The organism is Leucobacter holotrichiae, assembly GCF_055791005.1.
Genome location: NZ_JBVUAC010000003.1, coordinates 70,028 through 94,861, shown reverse-complemented (window position 1 = coordinate 94,861; position 24,834 = coordinate 70,028). Strand labels below are relative to the sequence as shown.

21 protein-coding genes and 1 tRNA gene are annotated in these 24,834 nt (G+C 68.6%); 19 read left to right on the top strand and 3 right to left on the bottom strand.

Annotated elements, in window-relative coordinates; all coding sequences use genetic code 11:
• Positions 1-107: 107 nt before the first annotated feature.
• Positions 108-1,451 carry an aspartate--tRNA(Asn) ligase gene (gene aspS, locus AC0KXF_RS05760; RefSeq protein ID WP_473108269.1) on the bottom strand — a complete coding sequence of 448 codons (1,344 nt, stop codon included), beginning with the start codon at positions 1,449-1,451 and terminating at the stop codon, positions 108-110.
• Between the two features lie 703 nt (positions 1,452-2,154).
• Here aspS and AC0KXF_RS05755 point away from each other — a divergent pair.
• From AC0KXF_RS05755 to resB, 16 genes are all read left to right on the top strand, one after another.
• Positions 2,155-3,012 (top strand): MurR/RpiR family transcriptional regulator, encoded by an 858-nt coding sequence (locus AC0KXF_RS05755; protein WP_473108268.1) that lies wholly within the window; start codon positions 2,155-2,157, stop codon positions 3,010-3,012.
• A gap of 199 nt (positions 3,013-3,211) precedes the next feature.
• Positions 3,212-4,423: an ABC transporter ATP-binding protein gene (locus tag AC0KXF_RS05750; protein ID WP_473108267.1), complete on the top strand. Its 1,212-nt coding sequence runs from the start codon at positions 3,212-3,214 to the stop codon at positions 4,421-4,423.
• 72 nt (positions 4,424-4,495) lie between these two features.
• Complete coding sequence (locus AC0KXF_RS05745) at positions 4,496-5,848, top strand: ABC transporter substrate-binding protein (RefSeq protein ID WP_223042460.1); 1,353 nt, start codon at positions 4,496-4,498, stop codon at positions 5,846-5,848.
• A gap of 105 nt (positions 5,849-5,953) precedes the next feature.
• The gene (locus tag AC0KXF_RS05740; protein ID WP_473108266.1) at positions 5,954-6,709 is read left to right on the top strand and encodes a tyrosine-protein phosphatase; all 756 of its coding nucleotides are present in this window, start codon (positions 5,954-5,956) and stop codon (positions 6,707-6,709) included.
• A gap of 103 nt (positions 6,710-6,812) precedes the next feature.
• The gene (locus AC0KXF_RS05735; protein WP_473108265.1) at positions 6,813-7,727 is read left to right on the top strand and encodes a metallophosphoesterase; all 915 of its coding nucleotides are present in this window, start codon (positions 6,813-6,815) and stop codon (positions 7,725-7,727) included.
• The gene (locus AC0KXF_RS05730) at positions 7,727-8,728 is read left to right on the top strand and encodes a carbohydrate ABC transporter permease (protein ID WP_473108264.1); all 1,002 of its coding nucleotides are present in this window, start codon (positions 7,727-7,729) and stop codon (positions 8,726-8,728) included. Before AC0KXF_RS05735 ends, AC0KXF_RS05730 begins: the two co-directional genes overlap by 1 nt.
• Before the next feature lie 9 nt (positions 8,729-8,737).
• Positions 8,738-9,637 (top strand): carbohydrate ABC transporter permease, encoded by a 900-nt coding sequence (locus tag AC0KXF_RS05725; protein ID WP_473108263.1) that lies wholly within the window; start codon positions 8,738-8,740, stop codon positions 9,635-9,637.
• A 444-nt stretch (positions 9,638-10,081) separates the two neighbouring features.
• Positions 10,082-10,942, top strand: a complete 861-nt coding sequence (locus AC0KXF_RS05720; RefSeq protein WP_473108262.1) for a transporter substrate-binding domain-containing protein — start codon at positions 10,082-10,084, stop codon at positions 10,940-10,942.
• A gap of 4 nt (positions 10,943-10,946) precedes the next feature.
• Positions 10,947-11,792, top strand: a complete 846-nt coding sequence (locus AC0KXF_RS05715) for an amino acid ABC transporter permease (RefSeq protein WP_473108261.1) — start codon at positions 10,947-10,949, stop codon at positions 11,790-11,792.
• A complete protein-coding gene (locus AC0KXF_RS05710) occupies positions 11,789-12,550 on the top strand; it encodes an amino acid ABC transporter ATP-binding protein (protein WP_473108260.1) in 762 nt (253 codons plus the stop codon). The genes AC0KXF_RS05715 and AC0KXF_RS05710 overlap by 4 nt, the downstream gene beginning before the upstream one ends.
• A gap of 10 nt (positions 12,551-12,560) precedes the next feature.
• Entirely contained in the window at positions 12,561-13,721 is a 1,161-nt protein-coding gene (locus AC0KXF_RS05705; protein ID WP_473108259.1) for an LLM class flavin-dependent oxidoreductase, read from the top strand.
• Entirely contained in the window at positions 13,718-14,920 is a 1,203-nt protein-coding gene (locus tag AC0KXF_RS05700) for a GNAT family N-acetyltransferase (protein WP_473108258.1), read from the top strand. The genes AC0KXF_RS05705 and AC0KXF_RS05700 overlap by 4 nt, the downstream gene beginning before the upstream one ends.
• 65 nt (positions 14,921-14,985) lie before the next feature.
• On the top strand, positions 14,986-15,630 hold the full coding sequence (locus AC0KXF_RS05695; RefSeq protein ID WP_223042450.1) for a histidine phosphatase family protein: 645 nt from the start codon (positions 14,986-14,988) through the stop codon (positions 15,628-15,630).
• Between the two features lie 14 nt (positions 15,631-15,644).
• Complete coding sequence (locus AC0KXF_RS05690) at positions 15,645-16,388, top strand: TlpA family protein disulfide reductase (protein ID WP_473108257.1); 744 nt, start codon at positions 15,645-15,647, stop codon at positions 16,386-16,388.
• 5 nt (positions 16,389-16,393) lie between these two features.
• On the top strand, positions 16,394-17,167 hold the full coding sequence (locus AC0KXF_RS05685; RefSeq protein ID WP_223042448.1) for a cytochrome c biogenesis CcdA family protein: 774 nt from the start codon (positions 16,394-16,396) through the stop codon (positions 17,165-17,167).
• On the top strand, positions 17,151-18,815 hold the full coding sequence (gene resB / locus AC0KXF_RS05680; RefSeq protein WP_473108256.1) for a cytochrome c biogenesis protein ResB: 1,665 nt from the start codon (positions 17,151-17,153) through the stop codon (positions 18,813-18,815). Before AC0KXF_RS05685 ends, resB begins: the two co-directional genes overlap by 17 nt.
• 193 nt (positions 18,816-19,008) lie before the next feature.
• Here the strand turns inward: resB and AC0KXF_RS05675 are convergent, their stop codons facing one another.
• Together AC0KXF_RS05675 and AC0KXF_RS05670 are read right to left on the bottom strand one after the other, a co-directional pair.
• On the bottom strand, positions 19,009-20,037 hold the full coding sequence (locus AC0KXF_RS05675) for a hypothetical protein (RefSeq protein WP_473108255.1): 1,029 nt from the start codon (positions 20,035-20,037) through the stop codon (positions 19,009-19,011).
• A 647-nt stretch (positions 20,038-20,684) separates the two neighbouring features.
• A complete protein-coding gene (locus tag AC0KXF_RS05670; protein WP_473108254.1) occupies positions 20,685-21,320 on the bottom strand; it encodes a CHAP domain-containing protein in 636 nt (211 codons plus the stop codon).
• 189 nt (positions 21,321-21,509) lie between these two features.
• Between AC0KXF_RS05670 and AC0KXF_RS05665 the strand changes: the two genes are divergently transcribed.
• The 3 genes from AC0KXF_RS05665 (at position 21,510) to AC0KXF_RS05655 (ending at position 24,803) form a co-directional block, all read left to right on the top strand.
• Positions 21,510-21,597 (top strand) — tRNA-Ser (locus AC0KXF_RS05665).
• 135 nt (positions 21,598-21,732) lie between these two features.
• Positions 21,733-24,018, top strand: coding sequence for an ABC transporter substrate-binding protein/permease (locus AC0KXF_RS05660; RefSeq protein WP_473108253.1), 2,286 nt, complete (start codon positions 21,733-21,735; stop codon positions 24,016-24,018).
• Between the two features lie 2 nt (positions 24,019-24,020).
• On the top strand, positions 24,021-24,803 hold the full coding sequence (locus AC0KXF_RS05655; RefSeq protein ID WP_473108252.1) for an amino acid ABC transporter ATP-binding protein: 783 nt from the start codon (positions 24,021-24,023) through the stop codon (positions 24,801-24,803).
• Positions 24,804-24,834 lie beyond the last annotated feature (31 nt).

The following is a 24,834-nucleotide window of genomic DNA, read 5'->3' as shown; positions in this document are numbered from 1 at the left end:
ATCTCAGTAGTGCCCCTCGGAAACGCAGCAGCCCCGCGCCTCGGGAAGAGGTGCGGGGCTGCTCAGCGCTGTTCGGTCGCCGCTGCCTGTTCGCTGGGGTGCGGGTGCTACGGCAGGAGGCGGTTCGGGCCGCGGAACAGGTAGGTGACCTCGCGGATCGACGACTGCTGCAGCATGAGCATCAGCACGCGGGCGAGCCCCATGCCGAACCCGCCGTGCGGCGGCACGCCGTAGCGGAAGAAGTCGAGGTAGAAGCCGAGCTCCTTCGGATCCATGCCCTTCTCGACCGCCTGCGCCTCGAGCACCTCGATGCGGTGCTCGCGCTGCGCGCCCGTGGAGATCTCGGTGCCGCGGTAGATGAGGTCGTAGCTGCTGGTGAGCTGCGGGTTCTCAGGGTGGCGCATGTGGTAGAACGGGCGGATCGACGCGTCGTAGTCGGTGAGGAACACGAAGTCGCTGCCGTACTTCTTCTTCACATGCGCGGCGATGCGGCGCTCGCCCTCGGGGTCCATGTCGGCGTCGGCGCGCGGCACCTCGTAGCCCTCGGCCTTCACGATCTCCTTCGCCTCGGCGAGGGGGATGCGCGGGAACGGTCGGGCGGGCACCTCGAGCTCGATGCCGAAGAGCTTCTGGATCTCCTCGCCGTGCTTCTCCTTGACGGCCGAGAGGCCTGCGACGATGAGCTCCTCGTGCAGCTCCATGACGTCCTCGTGCGAGTCGATCCAGCTCAGCTCGGTGTCGACCGAGGTGAACTCGGTCGCGTGGCGCGAGGTGAACGAGGGGTCGGCGCGGAACGCCGGGCCGACCTCGAAGATGCCGCCGAAGCCCGCGGCCTGCGCCATCTGCTTGAAGAACTGGGGGCTCTGCGCGAGGAACGCCTGGCCCTCGAAGTACTCGACCTCGAACAGCTCGGCGCGCGACTCGCTCGCGCTCGCCATGAGCTTCGGGGTCTGGATCTCGATGAAGCCGCGATCGACCCACACGTTGCGGAGCGCGTGCAGGAACGTGGTCTGGATGCGGAAGATCAGGTTCTGCTCGGGGCGGCGGAGGTCGAGGAAGCGCCAGTCGAGGCGCACGTCGATGCCGCTGTCGGCCGCGATCGGGTTGTCGGGGAGCGCCTTGCTGATGACCTCGATCTCGTCGATCTGGATCTCGACGCCGCCGAGCTTCACGCGTTCGTTGTGCTGCAGCTCGCCCTCCACCGTGATGAAGGTGCCGTGGGTGAGCTCGCTGATGGTGGTGGTGCGGGGCACGAGGATGTCGGATCGCGGATTCTCGGGATCGGGCTCGCGCAGTACGCCGCCGTTCACCAGCTGCACCGCGCCGGTCTCGTCGCGCAGCACGACGAACTGCACATACCGCTGGTCGCGCACCTTCTCGACCCATCCGGAAACGCGCACGGGGCCGTCTTCGCGGGCGGCCAGGTCCTTGATCAATACACGCTCAGTCACCCGCACAGTCTACCGGGATGCGGACTGCGGGCGGTCTCCGCTCCGGTCCCCGGATCGAGATGAGGCTCGTGGCCCTTGCGGCGCCGGTGATGGGCCGAACGCGTCATCTCGATCCAGGGGTCGGTTTTGAGGGGGCGGGTCGCCGTGGCGCGGGACCGCCCCGCCAGAGGCTGTTGTGCTGCGAGATCTTGAACTTCTCGGCCTCGTACACCCAGCCCTGCCCGTGGAGCTCCCACGCGGCGGCGTGCGAGCCGCGCCCGAGGAGCGTCAGCAGTAACGCCCATCCAGCCGGCGCTCGCCGCATTCACCGACGCCGACCCCGATCGCGTGTGGACGCCCCGAGAGAGCGCGGACTACGCGCGGATCGGCGGCGACGGCCCCGTCATCGTGGGTTCGGCCGCGACGGTCGCCGACACGATCGAGGAGATCGTCGAGGAGACCGGGGTCTCGGGCTTCAACCTCGCCGCGGTCTCGCAGCCAGAGACGCTGCGCGGGTGCGGATCGCCGGCGAGTAGCGGCAGCGGGGGGTCGGGTCGGGCGGTGTCGAGCCAGCCTATTTGTGTCGAGTCGGCCTATAAGTTGCGCGAATTTCGGGCGGTCTCGATAAGAATAGGCCGACTCGATCGGGGGCCGGCCAGCGCCGGTGACGGGTGCGGCACCCGCCGGACACCTGCCGGACAGCTTGCGGTGATAGGAACTGCGTATGAACGACGTAGCCTCGCCCCCGCTCGGCGGCACCCGCTCCCTGCTGCAGTCCCAGGTGCCGGCGCTCGTGCCGAGTGAGCGCAGGGTGGCGCAGGTGTGCATCGACGCGCCGCAGCTGGTGGCCGAGATGTCGGTGGCGGATCTCGCCGAGCGAGCCGAAGTGTCTCCCGCGACGGTGGTGCGGGCCTGCAAGAGCATGGGCTTCGGCGGGTTCCAGCGGCTGCGGGAGCTGTTGATCCGGGATCAGGCCGCACATCCCGCCGGCCCGGTACCGGAGGCGGGGGTCCATCTCGTCGAGCGGATGTTCGAGCGCGCGATCTCGGGTATCCGCGGTGCGCTGGGCGCACTCGACTTCGAGGCCTTCGACGCGGCGGCCAGGGGGATCCGCAACTGCTCGCGGCTGCTCATCGTCGGCAACGGGGCGTCGCTCGCCGCCGCCCAGTCCATCGCGCTGCACTTCCTCACGAGCGGCAAGCTCTGCGAGAACCCCGTCGACATCGTGACGCAGCACATCGCGGCGAAGCTGCTGAAGCCGGGCGACGTCTGCCTGGCCGTGAGCGACAGCGGCATGAACCACTTCACGCTCCGCTCCGCGAAGCTCGCGGCCGAGAACGGCGCCACGGTCGTCGCCATCACGAGCTACGGACGGTCGGATCTCGCCGACGTCGCCGACCACGCGCTCGTGGCGGGCGCCGACTTCCACAGCTGGAACGACAGCAGCCTCACCGGCAACATCGTGCAGATGCTGCTGCTCTCGGCGCTGCACTCCGCGGCGCTCGGCTCGGCACCCGACGCGATCGCCTCGCGAGCCGAAGCGGCCGATGAGGTGCTCACGATGGTGAGTCCCGAGGCCTGATCGGTTCCTGTTCCCCTCGCCTGGCTGAAGAAGGGGGACGTGCGCTGGCCTTGTTCACCCTTCGCGGGGGAGAGTTCGCGAAGTCGGTGCCGCGCATTCGCCTCGACGACGCGAATCGTTCACCTGCGCCGCTCAATCTGGAATCAAGCATTTCCTGAGATCCGAGATTCAGGAAACCTGATTTCCTAGGAGGCGGCCGATGGCCAGACTCGTGCTCGACCAGATCACGCGGGAGTTCGGCGATTTCGTTGCGACCGACCGCATCTCGCTCATCGTCGAGGACGGCGACTTCCTCGTGCTGCTCGGCCCCTCGGGCTGCGGCAAGACCACCCTGCTGCGCATGATCGCCGGTCTGCTCGAGCCGACGAGCGGCAGCATCAGGATCGATGACGAGGACATCACCGCGCTGCCCGCCCGCAAGCGCGACCTGGCGATGGTGTTCCAGAGCTACGCGCTCTACCCGCACCTCTCGGTCGAGAAGAACCTCGCCTTCCCGCTCAAAGCCCGGAGGACCCCCAAGGCCGAGATCGAGACGCGCGTGCGAGCTGCCGCCGAGTCGGTCGAGATCGATCACCTGCTCGACCGCAAACCCAAGGAGCTCTCGGGCGGTCAGCGTCAGCGCGTCGCCGTCGCGCGCGCTCTCGTGCGCGAGCCCAAGGCCTTCCTCATGGACGAACCGCTCTCCAACCTCGACGCCAAGCTGCGCACCGCCACCCGCCGTGAGCTCGCGGCCCTGCACCGCAAGCTCGGAGCCACCTTCGTCTACGTCACCCACGACCAGATCGAGGCGATGACGATGGCCACGAGGATCGCGCTGCTCAACGGCGGGCGGATCGAGCAGTACGGCACCCCCGAGGAGCTCTACGACGCCCCGAGCTCCGTCTTCGCCGCCGGGTTCATCGGATCCCCGGCGATGAATCTGCTGGACGCCTCGCTCACCACGACCGACGGCAAGATCACCGTGCTCGCCCCCGGTGTCGAGGCCGTGCTCTGGGAGGGCGCGACCGAGGAGCGCGACATCGTGATCGGCGTGCGGCCGGAGCACCTCAGCATGCACGCGGGCGGCGCCCCCGAGGCGGTACCCACGGCGGGCGTCGCCCTGCGCGGCACCGTCGACCTCGTCGAGAATCTCGGCCGCGAGCAACTCGTGCACTGCATCGTCGGCGAGGATCGCGTCACCGTCTCGTGCCCGCGCGAGGAGTGTTGGAGCGCGGGCGACCTCGTCGTGCTCGCCGCCCCCGTCGCCCGCGTCCACCTCTTCGACCGCGCGAGCGGTCGCCGCCTCGAATGGCGGGCCGACGCCGCAGACGACGCGGCCGCCCCGAACGGCGAAGACGCGTCGATCGCATCGCCGGTGTCGTCCGCGGCACCCGTGGCGCTCGCCGCGAGCGCGGGTCCCGCCGTTCGCTGACCCCTCCCACCCGCCTCGACGCTCCAACCTGAGTCACCGCTTCGAACACATCCCGAAAGGATCACTCCGCACATGCGACTCCGACGTTTCGCCGCCACCGGCGTCATGGCCGCCATCGCCGCCATGACCCTGGCCTCCTGCTCCTCGGGCGCGGCAGCCCCCGAATCCGCCGCCTCCGTCGTACCCGAGCTCGCAGCCGACCAGAAGGTCGAGGTCGTCTTCGAGACCTACAACCTGATGCAGGCCGGCCCCTGGACCGACACCGTCAACCAGCTGATCGACGAGTTCGAGGAATCCCACCCCAATATCAGCGTGAAGGCGCAGGCGCCGCAGGGCGACACCGCCAACAACGTCTATGTCGGCAGTCTGCAGACGCAGATGCTCGCCGGCTCGGTGCCCGACGTCGCGCAGATCACCTTCGACTCGCTCGATTTCGCCGTCAACCAGCTGAACGCCAAGCCGATCTCGGACCTCGTGAGCGAGGAGGAGCTCGCCGAGCACTTCGGCGGTGAGCACCCCATGCACCCGAACGCGGCCGTGCTCGCCGACTGGGACGGCAAGACCTACGGCATGCCCTACGTGTTCTCCACCCCGGTGCTCTTCTACAACGCCGACATGCTGCGCGACGCCGGCATCACCGACCCCGACTTGAGCGACTGGGACAAGGTGCAGGAGATCGCCGCGAAGGTCACCGCGCAGACCGGCAAGCCCTCGCTCGACGTCACCTGCGTCGCCAAGGGCGGCAACTGGTGTATGCAGGCGCTCTTCCGCTCGAACGGCGCCCAGGTGCTCTCCGACGACCGCAGCACCATCGAGTTCGGCTCACCCGAGGCCCAGTCCACGGTCGAGCGCTTCGCCGAGATGACCGAGGCGGGTGTGCTGCGCTCGGCGACCGCGGCCGACCAGATGGAGGGCCTGCCGAAGGGCGACGTGGCGATGATCCTCACCACCTCCGCGCTCCAGGGAGCCTTCATGGGCGCCGCCGAGGCCGGCGGTTGGGAACTCGCCGCGGCCAAGATGCCGGCGTTCGCGGGTGAGGAGGCCGTGCCGGTGAACTCGGGATCCGCCCTCTTCATCCTCAGCGACGATCCCGCGAAGCAGCGCGCCGGCTGGGAGCTCACGAAGTTCCTCACGAGCGACCGCGCCTACGAGATCATCTCGAGCCAGATCGGCTACCTGCCGCTGCGCCCGGGTCTCGTGGAGGAGGGCGGCGCGCTCCACGACTGGGCGCAGTCCAACCCGCTGCTCGCCCCCAACCTGGAGCAGATGGACACCATGAAGCCCTGGGTGTCGTACCCCGGCAACAACTTCGTGCAGGTCGACGACATCCTTGGCACCGCGATCGAAGAGGTGGTGTTCTACGGCAAGCCCGCCGAGGAGACCATGACCGACGTCGCCGAGCGCGCGCAGGAACTCATCGGCTGACGCAGCGTCGCGCTGACGCAGCGGCGCGCCGCTGCGCCGGCGACGCTCGGGCGGGGCATCGCGGTGCCCCGCCCCGCCGAACCAACAGAAACGGAGAACACACCGATGGAACTGCTCACCACCGCCCCCGAAGCCGCTCCGGTGCTCGACCTGCCGGGCACCTACAACTTCCGCAGCACCGCGGGGTACCGGGCCGCCTCCGGGACGCTGCGCGAGGGCGGGCTCTTCCGCTCCGATGCGCTGCACCGGCTGGGCGAGGACGGCAACCGCCGGTTCGGCGCCCACGGCATCTCCCGCGTCATCGACCTGCGCGACGCGGGCGAGCTGGAGGCCGCGCCGAGCGCGCTCGCCGCAGGCGGCGCCGAGACCGTGCACCACCCCATCTTCGACGCTCGGGCGGGCCTGCCCGAGCTCGAGAGCCCCTACTCGATCGCCGCCGTGTACCGGCACATCGTCATCGAGCGCGCCGACCGCGTGGCGGGCGCCGTTCGCCTCATCGCCGACGCCCCCGAGGGCGGAGTGCTCGTGCACTGCACCGCGGGCAAGGATCGCACGGGCATCGTGGTCGCTTCGGCGCTCACCGCGGTGGGCGTGCCCCGCGATCAGGTCGTGGCCGACTACGCCGCCAGCGCCCGCAACCTCGCCGGGGAGTGGGCGGATCGCATGCTCGCCGGCGCCGAGGAGCGCTTCGGCGCGCTCGACGACGGCGTCCGGGAACTCATGATCGGCAGCCCGGCAGAAGCCATGGACCGCACCCTCGACCTCATCGATGAGACCTACGGCGGAGTCGAGCGCATGCTGCTGCAGCACGGCTTCGACGGCGACGCGCTCGACCGTCTGCAGTGCCGACTCGTCGCCTGAGGTCGCGACACCCCGTCAGCCTGCGCGGAGTTCCCGCCATCCTGCGCGCAGCCGCAGGATCTCCACCCCTCCCGAACATCGCACCTCCCGAAAGGAACCCCTCATGACCGCATCGCAGCACCCTCCCGTCGAGCACTTCATCCTCCACATCAGCGACACCCACTTCGTGGGCGGTGCCGACCTGCTGCACGGCAAGGTCGACAGCGACGCCAACCTGAAGCGCCTCTTCCGGGACTTCGCCGAGACCAAGGCCCGCCCCGAGGCGATCGTCTTCACGGGCGATCTCGCCGACACGGGTGACGCGGACGCCTACCGTCGCCTCCGCGCGCTCGTGGAGCCCGCCGCCGAGGCCATCGGAGCCCAGGTGATCTGGGTGATGGGCAATCACGACACCCGCACTCCATTCCGCAAGCACCTGCTCGACTCCGACGAGGGCGAGAAGAGCGTCGACATGGTCTACGACGTGAACGGCCTGCGCGTCATCGCCCTCGACTCGACCGTGCCCGGATCCCACCACGGCGAGATCTCCGAGGAGCAGTACGCGTGGCTCGCCGAGGTGCTCTCGACTCCCGCGCCGCACGGCAGCGTCATCGCGCTGCACCACCCGCCGGTGCCCTCGCTGCTCGAGCCCATCGAGGTCGTCGAGCTGCGCGACCAGGCCCGATTCGCCGAGGCGCTCAGGGGCACCGACGTGCGCGCCGTGCTCGGCGGCCACCTGCACTTCAACACCTTCAGCGACATCGGCGGCGTGCCGGTGTCGGTGGCCTCGGCGACTTGCTACACGCAGGACCTGAACGTGGAGAGCGGCGGCATGCGGGGCCAGGACGGTGCGCAGGGCTTCAACCTCGTGCACTTCTACGACGACCGCGTGATGCACACGGTCGTGCCGATCGGGGAGTTCTCGACGGTCTACAGGATCACCGCCGAGCAGCTGCGCTCCTGGACCGAGCTCTCGCTGGAGGAGGTCGGCGCCGAGATGGCGAAGACCGCCGTCGAGTCCGAGCCCGCGCTCGCCTGATGTTCATCGAGGTACTTCCGCAGCAGGCCGCGCACGCGACGCAGCCTGTCCCCGAGCGGGCCCCGCACGGGGCCCGCTCCGCACCCGGCGAAGCGCCGGAGGATCCGAGGCGCCGCATCAGGCGCCGATTCGACGCCGCCCCGTACCTGTACGTGCTGCCCGCGGTGATCCTGCTCGTCGTCTGGACCTACTGGCCCCTGGCTCAGACCTTCGAGCTCTCGTTCTACGACTGGAACATGCTGCCCACGCAGGAGAAGGTGCCCGTCGGCTTCGAGAACTACGCCACGGTGCTCACGCTGCCCGAACTGCACCAGGCGCTCCTCAACACCGGCCTCTACATCGGCGCCTTCCTGATCCTCTCGGTCGCCCTGCCCGTGGTGTTCGCCCTGATCTCCCGCCGCGTGGCGGGCAGGGCGAAGACGATCTACCAGGCCCTCATCTTCGTGCCCTTCCTCGTCACCCCGGTGGCGACGAGCGCGATCTGGCGCTGGCTCTTCGCGCCCGAGGGCGGCACGATCCCCGCCGTCGCGCGCACCCTCGGCATCGAGATGGGCGACGTCTTCCGCAGTCCCGACTCGTCGATGACCGCGGTCGTCGTGATCGTGGGCTGGCAGATGCTCGGCTTCGGCGTGCTCGTCGTCTCCGCCGGTCTCTCGGGGATCAGCCCGGACTACGCGCACGCGGCCGGGGTCGACGGCGCGAAGCCGTGGCGGATCACCTGGGGCATCACGCTGCCGCTGCTGTCGCCCTCGCTCGTGTTCCTCTCGCTCATGACGATCCTGCTCTCAGCGCAGTGGACCTTCCCGATCATCGACCTCACCACCCAGGGCGGGCCGAGCGGCAGCTCCACCAACATCTACTACCTGCTCTACCAGTTCGGCTTCCGCAACTTCGACGCCGGCATGTCCTCGGCCGCCGGCGTGCTGTTCTTCATCGGCTTCGGGCTGATCGCGTTCGTGTTCGTCGAGCTCAGCGAGCGCCTCAGCTTCCACGACAACTAAGGACCTGACATGACCTTCACCCTCGTTGCGCCGCAGCAGGTCGCCCCCGGCTCCGCGGAAGGGCTCGAGCAGGCCGCCCGCGCCCTCACCCGGGCCCGCACCAAGCGGCGCATCGGCCTGATCCCGGCCTTCGTCATCCTCACCGCGCTCGCCGTGATCTCGATCTTCCCGATCTACTGGATGTTCGTCACCGCGTTCAGGTCGGCCGATCAGATGCTCTCGACCAGCCCCGTGCCGGGGCCGTTCAGCCTCGAGAACTTCGACTACGTGTGGCAGACGATCCCGATGCTCGGCATGCTCGGCAACACCTTCGGCATGGCGCTCGGCCTGGCCGTGGGGCAGCTGGCCATCGCGATCCTCGCCTCCTACGGCTTCGCCCGCTGGAGCTTCCGCGGGCAGAAGATCCTCTTCCTGCTCTTCGTCGGCTCGTGGCTCGTGCCCTTCCAGGTGACCATGATCCCGAACTACGTGCTGATCTCGAAGATGGGCCTGCTCAACACGGTGCTCGGCGTGATGGTGCCGCAGCTCGCCGCGGCCTTCGCCGTGATGATGCTGAAGCAGCACCTCGACTCGTTCCCGCGCGAGCTGCTCGACGCCGCCGACATGGACGGCCGCGGATCCTGGCGCACCCTCTGGGAGGTCGTCGTGCCGAACCTCAGGCCCGCGCTCGCAGCCCTCGGCATCATGCTGTTCATCAGCGCCTGGAACGAGTATCTCTGGCCCGCGCTGATCCTGCGCCAGTCCGACGCGCTCGTGCAGATCGGCATCCGCAGCTTTCTCGGGGCCGAGGGCAACAATTGGGGCGCGGTCATGGCCGCGAGCGCCCTCGCGTGCCTGCCCATCTTCCTGATCTACATCTTCCTGCAGCGCTACGTGGTCGACGCCTTCGTGCGCTCCGGGCTGAAGTAGGGAGGGATCCGGATCCCGAGCCCTCGTTCCCCGGCCTCGCCGAGGGGTCGGGCGGCGTCGAGTCGGCCTGCTTGTGCCGAGACGGCCTGCTGACGCCGAGACAGCCCGTTTGTGTCGAGTCGACCTGCTGACGCCGAGACGGCCCGTTTGTGTCGAGTCGGCCTATAAGTTGCGCGAATTTCGGGCGGTCTCGATAGGAATAGGCCGACTCAATCGGGGCGGGGCGGGGCGGGGCAGGGTGGTCGACGGAGCCGGGCCGGTCGGCGGTGCCGGGCCGCTCGGCGGAGCCCGGGCCGACTGGATGAGGGTGGCGCACGGCGTGCGACGGCGGATCGAGTCATAAAGAGAAACAATGTGACACATCATTTGCGGTTATGTGTGTGTGGTTCCTACGCTGGCTGAGTATCCAAGCGGCGCACCCGCGCCCTCCCGAAAGGAACCGCCATGACTCGCATCACCCGCACGTCGTTCGCCATCGCCGCTCTCGCGGTCGTCGCGATGGGGGCCTCGGCCTGCTCGGCGGGCGCGGGCGACGCGGCTCAGGCAGCCGACGCCGGGGGCGCTCAGAAGGTGCTCGTCGCCACGGGCGCCTCACCGAAGCCCTACACCTTCCTCGACGAGAACGACGAGCTCACCGGCTACGACATCGAGATCCTCAAGGAGATCGACGCCCGCAACGACGACCTCGAGCTCGAGTTCCAGGTGGCCGAGTTCCCTGCGCTCTTCGCCGGGCTCGACTCCGGGCGCTTCGACGTCGTCGCCAACAACCTCAGCGCCACCGATGAGCGCCGCGAGAAGTACGACTTCAGCGATCCCTACATCGAGGCGCAGTTCGGCATCATCCAGAAGGAGGGCGCGAAGCCCGTCTCCAGCCTCGATGATCTCGCCGGCAAGAAGACCTACGGCGAACCCGGCCTCAACTTCACGAAGGTGCTCGAGGCCTACAACGAGCAGCATCCCGACGCGAAGATCGAGATCGAGTACACCGAGCTCGACCTGCAGTCGCAGTACAACGCGCTCGCGGCGGGCCAGGTCGACTTCCTCTTCAACGAGCTCGTGGTCTTCAACGGCTACGGCGGCGACGCGGGCCTGGGCCTCGAGTTCACCGAGCTCGACGGCGGCTACCTCGCCGACACCTTCGGCACGAACCTCTACTCCGCCTACGCGATCTCGCGCCAGGCGCCCGATGCCGAGAGCATCGTCGAGCAGCTCGACGCCGGTCTGGCCGAGCTGCGCGAGGACGGCACCCTCGTCGAGCTCAGCAAGGAGTTCTTCGACGGAGTCGACGTGACCCCGAAGAACTGATCGCATGTCCATCATCGACTTCGATGCGATCTGGCAGTACACGCTCGCGCTGCTGCCCTACATCCCGATCACGCTGGCCCTCAGCATCGTGGCGACCTCGCTCGGCACGGTGCTGGGCCTCGTAATGGCGCTCATCAAGATGGCGCGCGTGCCGGTGCTGAGCCAGCTGAACGCGGTGCTCGTCTCGTACCTGCGCGGCACCCCGCCGCTCGTGCAACTGCTGCTCAACGTCAACGCGGTCCCGATCGCGATCCTCTACATCAACCACCGCTTCGGCACGGAGTGGGACGCGATGGCGCTGTCGCCGTTCATCGTCGCCGCATTCACCTTCGCGCTGACCGAGGCCGCCTACAGCTCGGAGACGATCAGGGCCGCGCTGCTCTCGGTGGATCGCCGGGAGGTCGAGGCGGCGCACTCGCTCGGCATGACACCGTGGCAGACGCTGCGCCGCATCACCGTGCCGAACGCCTCGGTCGTAGCCTTCCCGACCCTCGTCAACCACTTCATCGGCATGCTGAAGCAGTCGTCGCTCGCATTCGTGGTGTCGGTCGTCGAGATCACCGCCTACGCGAAGATCCTCGGCGGGCGCGACTACCGTTACTTCGAGGCCTATCTCGCGACCGCGATCATCTACTGGCTGCTCACCGTGATCGTCGAGCAGGTCGCCCGAGTCGTCGAGGCGCGCATGCAGCGGCCCCGGCCCTCGCGCAACCGATCGCGGCCGGGGCCTGCGGGCCCTGCGGGCCCCGCGGGCGGGAACGGCCGCGCTGCCGGTGATGCGGACCCGGTCGCCTCCGAGCAGATCCGCGCCGTCGAGCGGGCTCAAGCCGTCGAGGAGGCCCGCGCATGATCGCACTCGAGAACATCTCGAAGGCATTCGGGGAGCGCAGGATCCTCGACGACCTCTCGCTCACGTTCGAAACCGGCGAGGTGACCGCGATCGTCGGCCCCTCGGGCGCCGGCAAGTCGACACTGCTGCGCTGCATCGACTTCCTCGAGCGCCCCGACAGCGGGCGGATCGTGCTGGGCGACCTCGTGGTCGACGCCGCCGCTGCCACGCGAGCCGAGATCCTGCGCCTGCGCCGCAGCACCGCGATGGTGTTCCAGCAGTTCCACCTGTTCTCGCGCAAGACCGCGCTCGAGAACGTGGCCGAGGGGCTGCGGGTGATCAGCGGTCTCGATCGGCGGGACGCGGATCGCGAGGCGCGCGAGCAACTCGCCCGAGTCGGCCTGTCGGCGCACGAGGGCCACTACCCGGCCCAGCTCTCGGGCGGTCAGCAGCAGCGCGTCGGCATCGCTCGGGCACTCGCCATGAAACCCCGCCTGCTGCTGCTCGACGAGCCGACGAGCGCGCTCGACCCAGAACTCGTCGGCGAGGTGCTCGCCTCGATCCGCGCCATCGCCGCCGAGGGGCAGACCATGGCGATCGTGTCGCACGAGATGAATTTCGTGCGGCAGGTCGCCGGCAGGGTCGTGTTCCTCGAGGGCGGGCGGATCCTCGACGACGCCGCCCCCGAAACGTTCTTCGGCCCCGACACGAGCGACCGCACCCGCGCCTTCCTGCGCGAATACCACCTGGCCCTCGGCGGCCCCGAATACCAGATCTGACAGGAGCACCATGACCAGCACGCCCCGCCCGCTGCGGCATCTCGGGTTCATCCACCTCGTGCCCTTCGACCGCGACGACCCCCGCCGCGGCCTCGAAGAGGGCATCGAGCTCTTCGAGTACGCCGAGCAGCTCGGCCTCGACAGCGGATGGGTGCGCACGAGGCACCTGCAATACGGACTCTCTTCGCCGGCCGCCTTCTTCTCGGCGGTCGCGCAGCGCACCGAGCGCATCGGGCTCGGCACGGCCGTGATCCCCGTCGGGCACGAGAACCCGTTCAAGCTCGCCGAGGATCTCGGCACCGCCGACGTGCTCTCGGGCGGCCGCCTGCTGCCCGGCCTCAGCGTGCACGCTCCCGGATACCCCGACGACGCGGTCAACGACCTCGTGCACGACGCGGGCTGGCGCGAGGAGGATTACGGTTACGGCCGCATCGAGCGCCTGCGCAGCCTGCTCGCCGGCGAGCGCGTGCGCGACGTGCCCGAGTACAACGGCATCGGCGGCGACTTCGACTCGGAACGGGTCGAACCGCACAGCCCCGGCCTCTCCGAGCGCCTCTGGTACGGAGGCGGATCCCTGCGCTCGGCCGAGTGGGCCGGCAGCGCCGGCGTCAACTGGCTCGTCAGCAACATCAGCTCGGCTGAGAACGGCGTCACCGACTTCTCCGCGGCGCAGCGTGCGCAGATCGACGCCTTCCGCGCGGCCCACCCCGCCGGGGAGCGCGCCCGCGCCACGGTCGCCCGCGTGATCGTGCCCACCGACGGCGCCACCGCGGAGCAGCAGGCGAAGTATCACGCCTACGCCGAGGCGCGCACGCCCCGCACTCGCAAGGTGCACGGCAAGAACACGATCATCGCGCTCGACGTGCTCGGCTCGCTCGACGAGATCGTCGATTACATCCGCGGCGACATCGCCTTCCAGGCGGCCGACGACTACCTGTTCGAGCTGCCCTTCGAGTTCGAGCTCGACGACTGGAAGCAGATCCTGCACCAGCTCGCCACCCGCATCGGCCCCGCCCTCGGCTGGCGCCCGGCGGGGGAGCGCGCTGCCGAGGGCGCTGGCGCTCAGTCCGCGGATGACCGTCATGCGCCGAGCAGTCCGGATCGGAGCGGGGCCGCCGACGGCGAAGCCGAGACGCTCTCGCGCGAGCAGCGGGAGGCGATTCGCGCATGAGCCTCGAAACAGCGGTGCAGGCGCGACCGGTGCAGGCGGGCTCTGCGCAGGCGGGGCCGGTGCAGGCGACAGTGCCGACCGCGCCGACCGTGCCGGTAGAGCGGTCGGCGGCGAACGGGCATGCCGATCCGACGCCCGCCTCTTTCACCCTCAGACGAGTTCGCAGCGATGAGTACGAGGCCGTCGACCGGCTCATCGCCGAGGCGTACGCCCACGACTACGGCGAGAGCGACGAGAGCGGCGACCCCATGCGCAGCTCGGCCGTGCGGGATCGCACCCACGAGGTGTGGGTGGCGGTCGACGCCGACGGCGAACTGATCGGCAGCGTGACCTTCCGCGCCGCGGGCGGACCGCCGCTCCACGAGGACTTCGCCGAGCACGAACTCGATCTGCGGCTGCTCGGAGTCTCGCCGCGCGCTCGCCGCCGAGGGGTCGCGGCCGCACTCATGCGCCTGGTCGCCGAGGAGGCCGAGCGGTCCGGATTCACCGCGGTGGCTCTCAAGACCGCTCCGAACATGCGCGGCGCTCACGCCCTCTACGAAGCCCTCGGTTTCGTGCGCGCCCCCGAGCGCGACGGGCTGTGGATCGGCGGCGAAAAGCTGCTCGATCTCTACACCTACATCCTGCCGCTGCCCAGTCTCGCCACGGAGAGCGTGGTAGATCCGACGGCCGCCCGTTCGGTGCTGGGGCGGTTCCCCTCGGGCGTCGTGGCGATCACAGCTGCGCTCCGCTCGGCGCAGGGCCGGCCCGCGGCGCTCGTCATCCAGTCGTTCGTATCGCTCTCGATCGACCCGCCTCGCGTGCTGCTCTCGGTGGGGAAGGCCTCGACCAGCTGGCCCCGCATCGCGGAGAGCGGCAGCTTCGCGGCGACCGTGCTCTCCGAGACGCAGGGCCCGCTCGCGAGAAGGATCGCCAAGCCCGGGGCTCCGGGCAAACTCGAGGGGGTGCCGACGGCACCGTCCCCGCAGCACGGGCACCCCGTACTCATCGAGGGCGCCGCCTGGTTCGAGTGCGAGATCCGGGAGGAGTTCGACGGAGGCGATCACCGCATCGTCATCGCCGACGTGCTCGGCTTCGGTGCGCTGCACCGCCCGGAGCGTCCGCTCGTGTTCGCCGGATCCCGCTTCGCGGGCGTGCGCCCGGTCGCGACGGCTCCGACCGCGCCGGCCCCGACCGCGCCGGCCCCGGCCGCGCCTTGACCCTCGGCCCGTGAGGCGCCCCGCCGCACGGGAACTCCCAGACATCGCGACCGTAGAATGGAGCCGTGAGCGACAAACTGCTGCATCTGGTGCGCCACGGCGAGGTGCACAACCCGGATCGAGTGCTGTACGGACGCATTCCGGGCTTCCGCCTGTCCGAGCTCGGGCACCGCATGGCGGAGGCCGCCGCGCTCGAACTGGCCGGCAGCGACCGCCTGGTGGCCAAGTTGATCGCCTCGCCGCTCGAACGGGCCCAGCAGTCGGCGCGCCCCATCGCAAGCGCGCTGAGCCTCGAGATCGCCACGGACGAGCGCATCATCGAACCCACCAATGCCTTCGAGGGCATGGTGAAGTCGGGTGGCGGGTCGGCGTTCAAGAACCCGCGCTACTGGCATCGCTTCGTGAACCCGCTGCGCCCCAGCTGGGGCGAGCCCTACCGGCAGATCGCATCGCGCATGCGCGACGCGATGGACGAAGCCTGGGAGAACACCCGCGGCGGCGACATCGTGATGGTCTCGCACCAGGCCCCCATCTGGATCGCGCACCTCGACATCGTCGGCAAGCCGCTCGCGCACAACCCCGCGAAGCGCCGCTGCGACCTCTCGAGCATCACGACTTTTGAGAAGCGCGGAGAGCGCTGGTTCGAGGTCGACTACCGAACCCCGGCCGCCGGCCTCACCGAGGACGCGGTCGACGTGGGGGCCGTATGAGCCGCGCGGACCGTATGAGGGATGAGGACCGCGCCAATCGCGCGAGCGGTCAGGCGCACGGCCGTGCCCGCACCCGCCTGGCGGCGCTCGCCCTGCCGCTCGCGGGCGCGCTGCTGCTGGCCGGCTGCGGCGGGGGCGGCGAGAACCTCTCGAAGCAGTGGAGCGAGTCGAGCGAGAAGGGCTATGTCGCGGGCGACGGATCGTCGGTGAGCATCGTCCCCTCCGAGCGCACCGAGCCCGTCGAGTACTCCGGGGAGACCGAGACCGGCGAGACGTTCGGATCCGACGACACTATCGGCGGTGTCACGGTGGTCAATTTCTGGTACGCGGGCTGCGCGCCGTGCCGGGCCGAGGCTCCCGATCTCGTCGCCGCCTACGAGGAGTTCGCTCCGCAGGGTGTGCACTTCGTCGGTGTGAACACGCGCGACCAGGTGGAGCAGGCGCGACAGTTCTCGGAGCAGTTCGGCATCGAGTACCCGTCGATCATGGACAGCCCTGGCGGACGCGAGGTGCAGCGCGCCTTCGCCGGCCAGGTGCCGCTCAACGCGGTGCCCACCACGCTCGTGCTCGACACCGAGGGGCGCGTCGCCCACCGCGTGCTCGGGCAGCTCGCCGGGGAATCCCAGCTGCGCACCCTCATCACGGAGACCCTGGCCGAGGGCGCCGAAGACGCCGAGAGCGCGGGGGACGGATCCGGAGCCGGATCCGGATCCAGCCCCGCCGAGTCCCCCGCCGCCGACGAGACCCCGGCCGAGTAGCGCCGGTGGGTCTGCAGGACATCGTCGCTGACGGGCAGCTGCTCGTCGCCTCGCTGATCGCCGTCGCCGCCGGACTGCTGTCGTTCCTGTCGCCCTGCGTGCTGCCGTTGATCCCCGGCTACCTCGCCTACGTCTCGGGAGTCGCGGGCACGGGCACGGGCAGCGCCGCCGGCGCCGACCCCGCGCGCGCCCGCCGCTCGGAGCGCCGACGCATGGTGATCGGCGCTTTGCTGTTCGTGCTCGGCTTCACCGCGGTGTTCCTGGCTCTCTTCGTGCTGCTCGGCGCTGTGGGCATGTGGATCTGGGAGTGGGAGGAGATCATCACGCGCGTCGCGGGCGTGGTGGTGATCCTGATGGGTCTGGTCTTCATGGGCGCGTTCTCCCGCCTGCAGCGCACGAGCCGCATGAAGCTCAAGCCGCGGGTCGGCCTGGTGGGCGCGCCGCTGCTGGGAATCGTGTTCGCGGTGGGCTGGGCGCCCTGCATGGGGCCGACCCTGGGCACCATCGGCCTGCTCGCCGCGCAGCAGGGCTCGATCGCACGCGCCGCGATCCTCGCCGTCGCCTACTGTCTCGGCCTCGGCCTGCCGTTCATCCTCGCGGCCTTCGGGTTCGGGTGGATGACGCAGACCATGACATTCTTCAAACGGCATATACGGGCCGTGAATCTGATCGGCGGCGCGCTGCTGATCCTCATCGGTCTCCTGCTGGTGACCGGACTCTGGAGTCGGATGATGTTTGCACTGCAGGCGGTGATCGGCGGATATGTCACGCCCCTCTGATTACGACGACGGCACGGGCGCGGGTGGGTCGCTCCGGGCGGAATCACCCGAAATCGGGTTCGTCGGCTGGATGCGCTGGTTCTGGCGGCAGCTCACGAGCATGCGGGTCGCCCTGATCCTGCTTCTGCTGCTCGCCGTCGCGGCGATCCCCGGCTCCCTCGTGCCCCAGCGCAGCGCCGACCCCAACGGCGTGGTGCAGTACGAGCAGGATCATCCGAAGCTCTTCCCGATCCTCGACGCCTTCCCGATCCAGGCATTCGACGTGTACGGGTCGGTGTGGTTCTCGGCCATCTACCTGCTGCTGTTCATCTCGTTGATCGGCTGCGTGCTGCCCCGCCTCGTGCACCACTGGCGGGCATGGCGCGGGCAGCCCCCGAAGACCCCAGCTCGCCTGCAGCGCATGGCCGGTTACACCGAGGTGCGGGTCTCGAATCCCGAGGCGAGCGAGGAGGATCGCGTGGCCTTCGCCGAGCGCGCCGTCGCCGAGGCCGCGGGGGTGCTGAAGAAGCTGCGGTACCGGGTGCAGGTGCAGCGCGCCTCGCGTCGCGGCGTGGAAGAGGTGTCGGTGTCGGCCGAGCGCGGGTATCTGCGCGAGACCGGTAATCTGCTCTTCCACGCATCCCTGCTCGGAGTGCTGATCAGCGTCGGTATCGGCGGCGTGTACACCTTCAACGGGCAGAAGGTGATCATCGAGGGCGAGACCCTCATCAACCAGCTGATCGACTACGACACCGCCACCTCGGGTCGCGCATTCGACAGTTCGAGCCTGGAGCCGTTCAGCCTGCGGCTCGACTCGCTCGATGTCACCTACAACACCCCCGACGACGGCAACATCGATGCGATCGGCCTCGTGAAGGACTACGTCGCGAATGTCACGCTCACCGATGCCGACGGCACGCAGACCGAGGACAAGGTACGCGTCAATCACCCGCTGCGAGTGCACGGCTCGCCCATCTACCTGATCGCCAACGGTTACGCCCCGGAGATCACGATCCGCAACGCGGAGGGCACGGTGGTCTACAGCGAGGCGATGCCGTTCATTCCGCAGGACAACCTCAATATGACGTCGCTCGGCGTGGTGAAGGTGCCGCACGGCATCGTCGACGAGTCGGGCGAGCAGACGCAGCTCGGGCTGCGCGGATTCTTCTACCCCACGCAGACTGAGCTCGACACCGGGGCCTACACCTCGAACTACCCCGACCTCGAGAACCCGGTGCTCACGCTCGACGTGTTCACCGGTGACCTCGGCATCGACAGCGGGGTGCCGCAGTCCGTGTACGTGCTCGACACCGAAGGCATGGAGCAGCTGACCGGTCGCGCCGTCGACCGCGACTCGCTGGAGCTCAGGCCAGGCGAGACCAAAGACCTGCCGAACGGGCTCGGTACCATCTCGCTCGACTCTGTGCCGCGGTACGCGTCGTTCGACGTGATGCAGAACCCCGCGCAGACGTGGGTGCTCGTGTTCGCGCTGCTCGCGCTCGGGGGCCTGCTGTGGTCGCTGTTCGTGGCGCGCAGGCGCATGTGGGTCAAGGCGGTGCTCACCGAGGACGGCGTCGTGCTGCAGTACGCCGGTCTGGCGCGCGGCGATGACCCGGCGCTGGAGCGCGCGGTCGAGGAACTGCGGGATCGCCACCGCGAGCTGCTGTAGTCGGTGTGGGGGATCCTGCCCTGCCCTGCCCTGCCCTGCCCTGCCCTGCCCTGCCCTGCCCTTTCCTTTCCTCCTTCCCTCCTTCCCTCCCTGCTGGTCCCTCGGTCCCCGTCGAGATACGGATCTCGCAGCTCGAGTCGCGATCCCGCATGCGAGATCCGTATCTCGACGGGGTCGTTGCTGCCCCGCGGGGTCAGCCGAGCTTCGGCTGCGGGCGGATCCGGATCGCTGACTCGGCATCGCGCCCGAAAGTCTCGTCGAGCAACCGCGCGAGCCCTGCGGGAACACGACGTGCAGTGCGCCCGCTGAACCGGAGCATGCTCTGCCCAGCCGCGAGCAGATCCTGGGTCAGATCTTCGTGATACAGGACCCGGATCCGCCAGCCGGCGTCGCGAGCCCCCTGGTGCTTGCGCGCGTCACGCTTCCGCTGCTCACGCGAGAACAGGTGCTGGTCACCGTCGTACTCGAAGAGACTGCGGCTCTTGCGGTCGACGGCGTCGAAGCGTCCGATCCACACTCCGCACTGGTCGTGGATCTCGGCCTGCAGCTCCAGTTCCGGCATTCCGGCGCGGGCTCCCGCCAGCCTCATCAGCGTCTCCATGCGCGATTCGGCTCCCACGCGCGCGAGGGCTGCGGCAGCGCGGAAGCGGATCACCCCTCTCCCGGATGCGGTCTCCGCGAACTCCCGTAGTTCCTCGGGGAGCACGAGCAGGTGCGGATCGTAACGGTGGGGGTCCTTCCGCAGCAGGTGGTCGAGGGCGACCACGAGCTCGCGGAACGGGAGTGTCGTCGCTGCTTGCAACACCGCCTGCAACGGTGCGGCGACGGGAATCCAGTCCTCTCCCTCGGGCACCGAGCAGGGGTATTCCGGAGCGTCGATGGTGTGCCGGTGCCCCGCTGCGCCGATGCACTCGACCCGCGCCGATCGAGGAGGCGAGGATACGTCGACCGGCGCTCCACGTGGCACCCAGATCGGGCACCCGAGCAGTGCGAGAGCGGTAGCGTGGCTGAACCGATCACCTGGGCGCAGCCGGGGCACGTACTCGAGAGCGCGTCCGTAGAGGGTGTCGGCTGGCGGGGCACAGCTGCGCACCCCGCTGAACGGGCGATGCCAGCGCGGGTGCGCGAGGGCGCCACGGCCCCAGCCCTGCTCCATCGCATCCCTGACGAGGAACGGCCGGTCGGGTAGGGCGAGGCGGGGAAGCTCTAGATGGGAAGTCATGCTTCATGCTCGCGCGCGGGCCGCTGCCTAGAGGGCTTGCTCACAGGCTTTCGCGGGCTCCGAGGGAGACTGTGCGATTTCTGCTGCCTGTGAGCGAAGTAGGGCCGCCGATACTTCGCGAGTTGAATGGCCTCGAAAGGCGGAAATCGCAGGGCAACCGTGGGCGCGGCATGCAAGATCCGTATCTCGGTAGCTCGCGGTGGGCTCGCGCGGTTGTTCGACGAGACTTTCGGCGCGATGCCGGGTCCGGGAAGCCGAGTCCGCGATACCGGGTCCGCGACCCCGAGTTCGCGATGCCGGGTCCGCGATCGCGATCCCGATCCCGAACCGCTGGGCGCATGATGGCCCTCCAAGGGCCCCCTCGAGATACGGATCTCGCATGCTGAGTCGCGAATGGAGCTGCGAAAGTCGTATCTCGGCGGGGTTCATCCGGATATGGGTGCCGTCGGAGCGGGCACCGGCGGGCGTCGGGACGGTGCGCATCGGGTGGGCGGGCACCGGGTGGGCAGGAATGCGGGACGGCAGGGCGCAACGGAGCACGGGCGGGCGTCGGGACGGCAGGGCGCGACGGGGCACGGGCGGGCCGGGAACGCGGAAGGCGGGGTTCGGGATCGCGATCCCGAACCCCGCCTTCCGCGGGAAGAAGCCTAGAAGCGCCAGACAGCGGCTTCGAAGCCGGCCGGGGGCGAGGGCGTCCAGTGCTCGTTCTTGCCGACAAGGCCCGATCCGCCGGGGTTGTTCGACTCGATGATGGTGAAGGTGCCGTCGTCGTGCACCTCGGTGATGAGCACCGTGTGCACGCCAGTGACCCACGAGGTGGGGGAGTCGATGTACTCGTACTGGATGAGGTCGCCGGGAGCAGCTGTGGCCAGTGTCATACGGGTCGCGTTGTCGTAGTTCGAGACGGGGTTACCGCCCCCGCCCCAGTTGCCGCCGCCCGCGCGGATCCAGCGCTGCGCCGACATGATGCACTCGCCGGGCGCGCTCCAACCGGTGGGGCGGCTCGTGCCGACCTCGCTCTCGGCAAGCTCGATCGTGGCGGCCACGTCGAAGTTGTGGGGGACGGTCGCGACCTCGTCGATGGCGAGAACCGCGTCGATCGATGCGCCGGCGATGGCGTCCTCGCCCGTGGTGTCGAGCGTCTGCGAGAGCTGAGTGGCCGGCTGCACCGCAGCGACCGAGAAGTCTTCGACAGGAGCACTCGCGACAGCCGGGGCGGCGCCGAAGGCGAACGTGACGGATGAGACCAGGCCGACTACGAATGCCTTGGCGGATACTCTCACGCGATACTCCTGGGTTGTCCAACAAAAAGCGCCCGGCATTGGCCCGAGCGCCTCATCTAGTATGCGTTACCAATCCGTTACTTTCAAGTGCATGTCTGAGAATGTTTTCAGTTTCGCGTTTCAGGCCCGGTTTTCGATGCACGGGATGAACCCGCTAGACTGGGGACGTTGGCCTTTCGAGGCCAGCGAGGAGGATTCGCCTAGCGGCCTATGGCGCACGCCTGGAACGCGTGTTGGGTTAACGCCCTCGGGGGTTCAAATCCCCCATCCTCCGCCAAAACCCCCATTGCTCCGCGATGGGGGTTTTCGCGTTCCCGAGCCCCCTCGAGGCCCTCCCGTCGCATCGCGTAGGTTGGAGATGTCGCTGCAACACGCAGCTGAAGCAAGAAGTCAACGACGACAAGAGGACTCAATGACTCTCACCACACAAATCGCGGCCTGGTGGCGCGAGCACCGGGCGTTCACCCTGGCGAGCATCACCGCGCTGTTCATCCTGCTGTTCACGGTCGGGGGCGCGGTGGGCGCCGCCAACGCGCTCATGCAGACGAAGAGCGATGTGAAGGGCAAGACCTTCACCATCGCGACCGACACCACCTGGGCGCCCTTCGAGTTCCAGCGCGACGGCGAGCTCAGAGGCATCGATATCGACCTCATCAACGCCATCGCCGAGGATCAGGGCTTCGACGTCGAGATCGACGTGCTCGGCTTCGACGGGGCGCTCGCGGCGGTGCAATCGGGTCAGGCCGATGCCGTCATGGCGGGCATGTCCATCACCGACGAGCGGAAGGAGACCTTCGACTTCTCCAACCCGTACTTCGACTCCGGAATCCAGATGGCCGTCGCCCAGAACGACGACTCGATCAAGGGCTACGAGGACCTCGAGGGTCAGACGGTGTCGGCGAAGACCGGCACCGAGGGGTTCGCGTTCGCCGAGGCGCTCGGCGAGGAGCACGGCTTCACCGTCACGGGCTTCCAGGACGCCGCGGACGCGTACGGCGACGTGACCGCCGGCAACTCGGCCGCCGTCTTCGACGACTACCCGATCCTCGCCTACGGAATCGCCACGGGCAACGTTCCCCTCAAAACGGTCACCGAGCAGGAGAAGGCCTCCAGCTATGGCATGGGGGTGAAGAAGGGCGAGAACGCCGAACTGCGGGAGGCGTTCAACGAGGGCCTGAAGAACCTCATCGACGACGGAACGTACCAGGCGATCCTCGACGACTACCTCGGCGAGGACGCGCCCGATGCGGCGACGATCGGCGGCGGCAAGGCCGCGCTCGGCAACGAGAAGATCGACCCCGGCGAGCCGGGTGATCTGCCGAAGCACCCGGGTTTCGCGACCGATACCCCGAAGACCAACGGCGAGTTCGTCATCGCGACCGACACGACCTTCGCGCCATTCATCTACCAGCTCGACGGCAAGAACGTCGGCATCGACATGGATCTGCTGCAGGCGATCGCCGCGAACCAGGGTTTCGAGGTCGAGGTGAAGACGCTCGGCTTCGACGCGGCGCTGCAGGCCGTGCAGGCGGGCCAGGCCGACGGCGTGATCGCCGGCATGAGCATCACCGATGAGCGCAAGCAGGTATTCGACTTCTCCGACTCCTACTACGAGTCGGGTGTGCAGATGGCGGTAGCCGAGAACAGCGACATCACCTCGTACGAGGATCTCGAGGGCCAGACGGTCGCGGTGAAGACCGGCACCGTCGGCTACGACTTCGCGCAGGAGCTCAGCGAGAAGGTGGGCTTCGAGGTCAATGCCTTCCAGGATTCGGCCGACATGTACAACGACGTCGCGACCGGCAACTCGGCCGCGACGTTCGAGGACGCCCCCGTGCTGCAGTTCGGCATCGCATCGGGCAACGTGCCGCTGAAGATCGTCACCGATCCCGAGCCGGGCGCCGACTACGGCTTCGCGGTGCTCAAGGGCCAGAACGCCGAGCTGCTGCAGATGTTCAACGACGGCCTGCAGAACGCGAAGGACACGGGCGTCTACCAGATGATCATCGACCGCTACCTCGCGATCGACGAGGCGGAGGGCGGCGGCAGCTCCTTCTGGAGCCTGATCGGCGCCTCGATGCCCACACTGCTGCACGGCCTGCTGCTCACGCTGCTCGCGACGGCGCTCGCGATCTTCTTCGCGATGATCCTCGGCATCGTCTTCGGCATTCTCAAGCTCTCGAGAAACGTCGTGCTCAGACAGCTCGCCTCCGCCTACGTCAACATCTTCCGAGGCACACCGGTGCTGGTGCAGGCGTTCTTCTTCTACTTCGGTGTTCCGGCCGTGACCGGTCAACCGCTCGACGCGCTCACCGCCGGCGTGATCACGCTCTCGCTCAACGCCGGCGCCTACATCACCGAGGTCGTGCGAGGCGGCGTGCAGTCGGTCGATCCGGGCCAGATGGAGGCCGCGCGCTCGCTCGGCATGGGATGGGGCGCTTCGATGCGCCGCGTCGTGATGCCGCAGGCGTTCAAGATCATGACGCCCAACCTCATCAACCAGTTCATCATCACGCTGAAGGACACGTCGCTGCTCTCGGTGCTCGGCTTCGCGGAGCTCACCTACCAGGGCCGCATCGTGATCGCCTCGACCTTCCGCTCCTTCGAGATCTGGATCGTGGTCGGCGCCATGTACTTCATCGTGATCTGGCTGCTCACGGTGCTGTCCAACTGGTTCGACCGGAAGTTCAATAAGTAGGGATGATCATGACGAACAACGAACCCACGTACACGCGTCCGGTCGCCACGGTCGACAACCCGATCGAGGTGCGGGACCTCCATAAGTCGTTCGGCAAGAACAACGTGCTGACCGGCATCGATCTCTCCATCGCGAACGGCGAGGTCGTCGCCGTGATCGGCCCCTCGGGATCGGGCAAGTCGACGCTGCTGCGCTGCCTCAATCGCCTCGAGGAGGTCACGAGCGGCGAGGTGCTGATCGTCGGCGAGAACATCGCGACGGCGAAGGGGAAGGATCTCGACACCGTGCGCCAGCGGGTCGGCATGGTGTTCCAGCACTTCAACCTGTTCCCGCACATGACGGCGCTCGAGAACGTGATGCTGGCGCCGACGGAGCTGCGGAAGCAGAGCAAGGCCGAGGCCCGCGCCCGCGCGCGCGAACTGCTCGAGCGCGTCGGCCTCGGCGATAAGGCCGACGCCCGCCCGGCCTCGCTCTCGGGCGGTCAGAAGCAGCGCGTCGCGATCGCTCGCGCGCTCGCCATGAGCCCGGAGATCATGCTCTTCGACGAGGCGACGAGCGCTCTCGATCCTGAGATGGTGGGCGAGGTACTGCAGGTGATCCGGGATCTCGCCGCCTCCGGTATGACGATGGTGCTCGTGACCCATGAGATGGGCTTCGCCCGCGAGGTCGCCGATCGCGTCGTGTTCATGGCCGACGGCAAGGTCGTCGAGAGCGGCGCGCCGGCCGATCTCTTCGACCACCCTCGCGAGGAGCGCACGCAGGACTTCCTCTCGAAGGTCCTGTGATCGGGGGATGGGCGATCCCGATCTCCTGTTG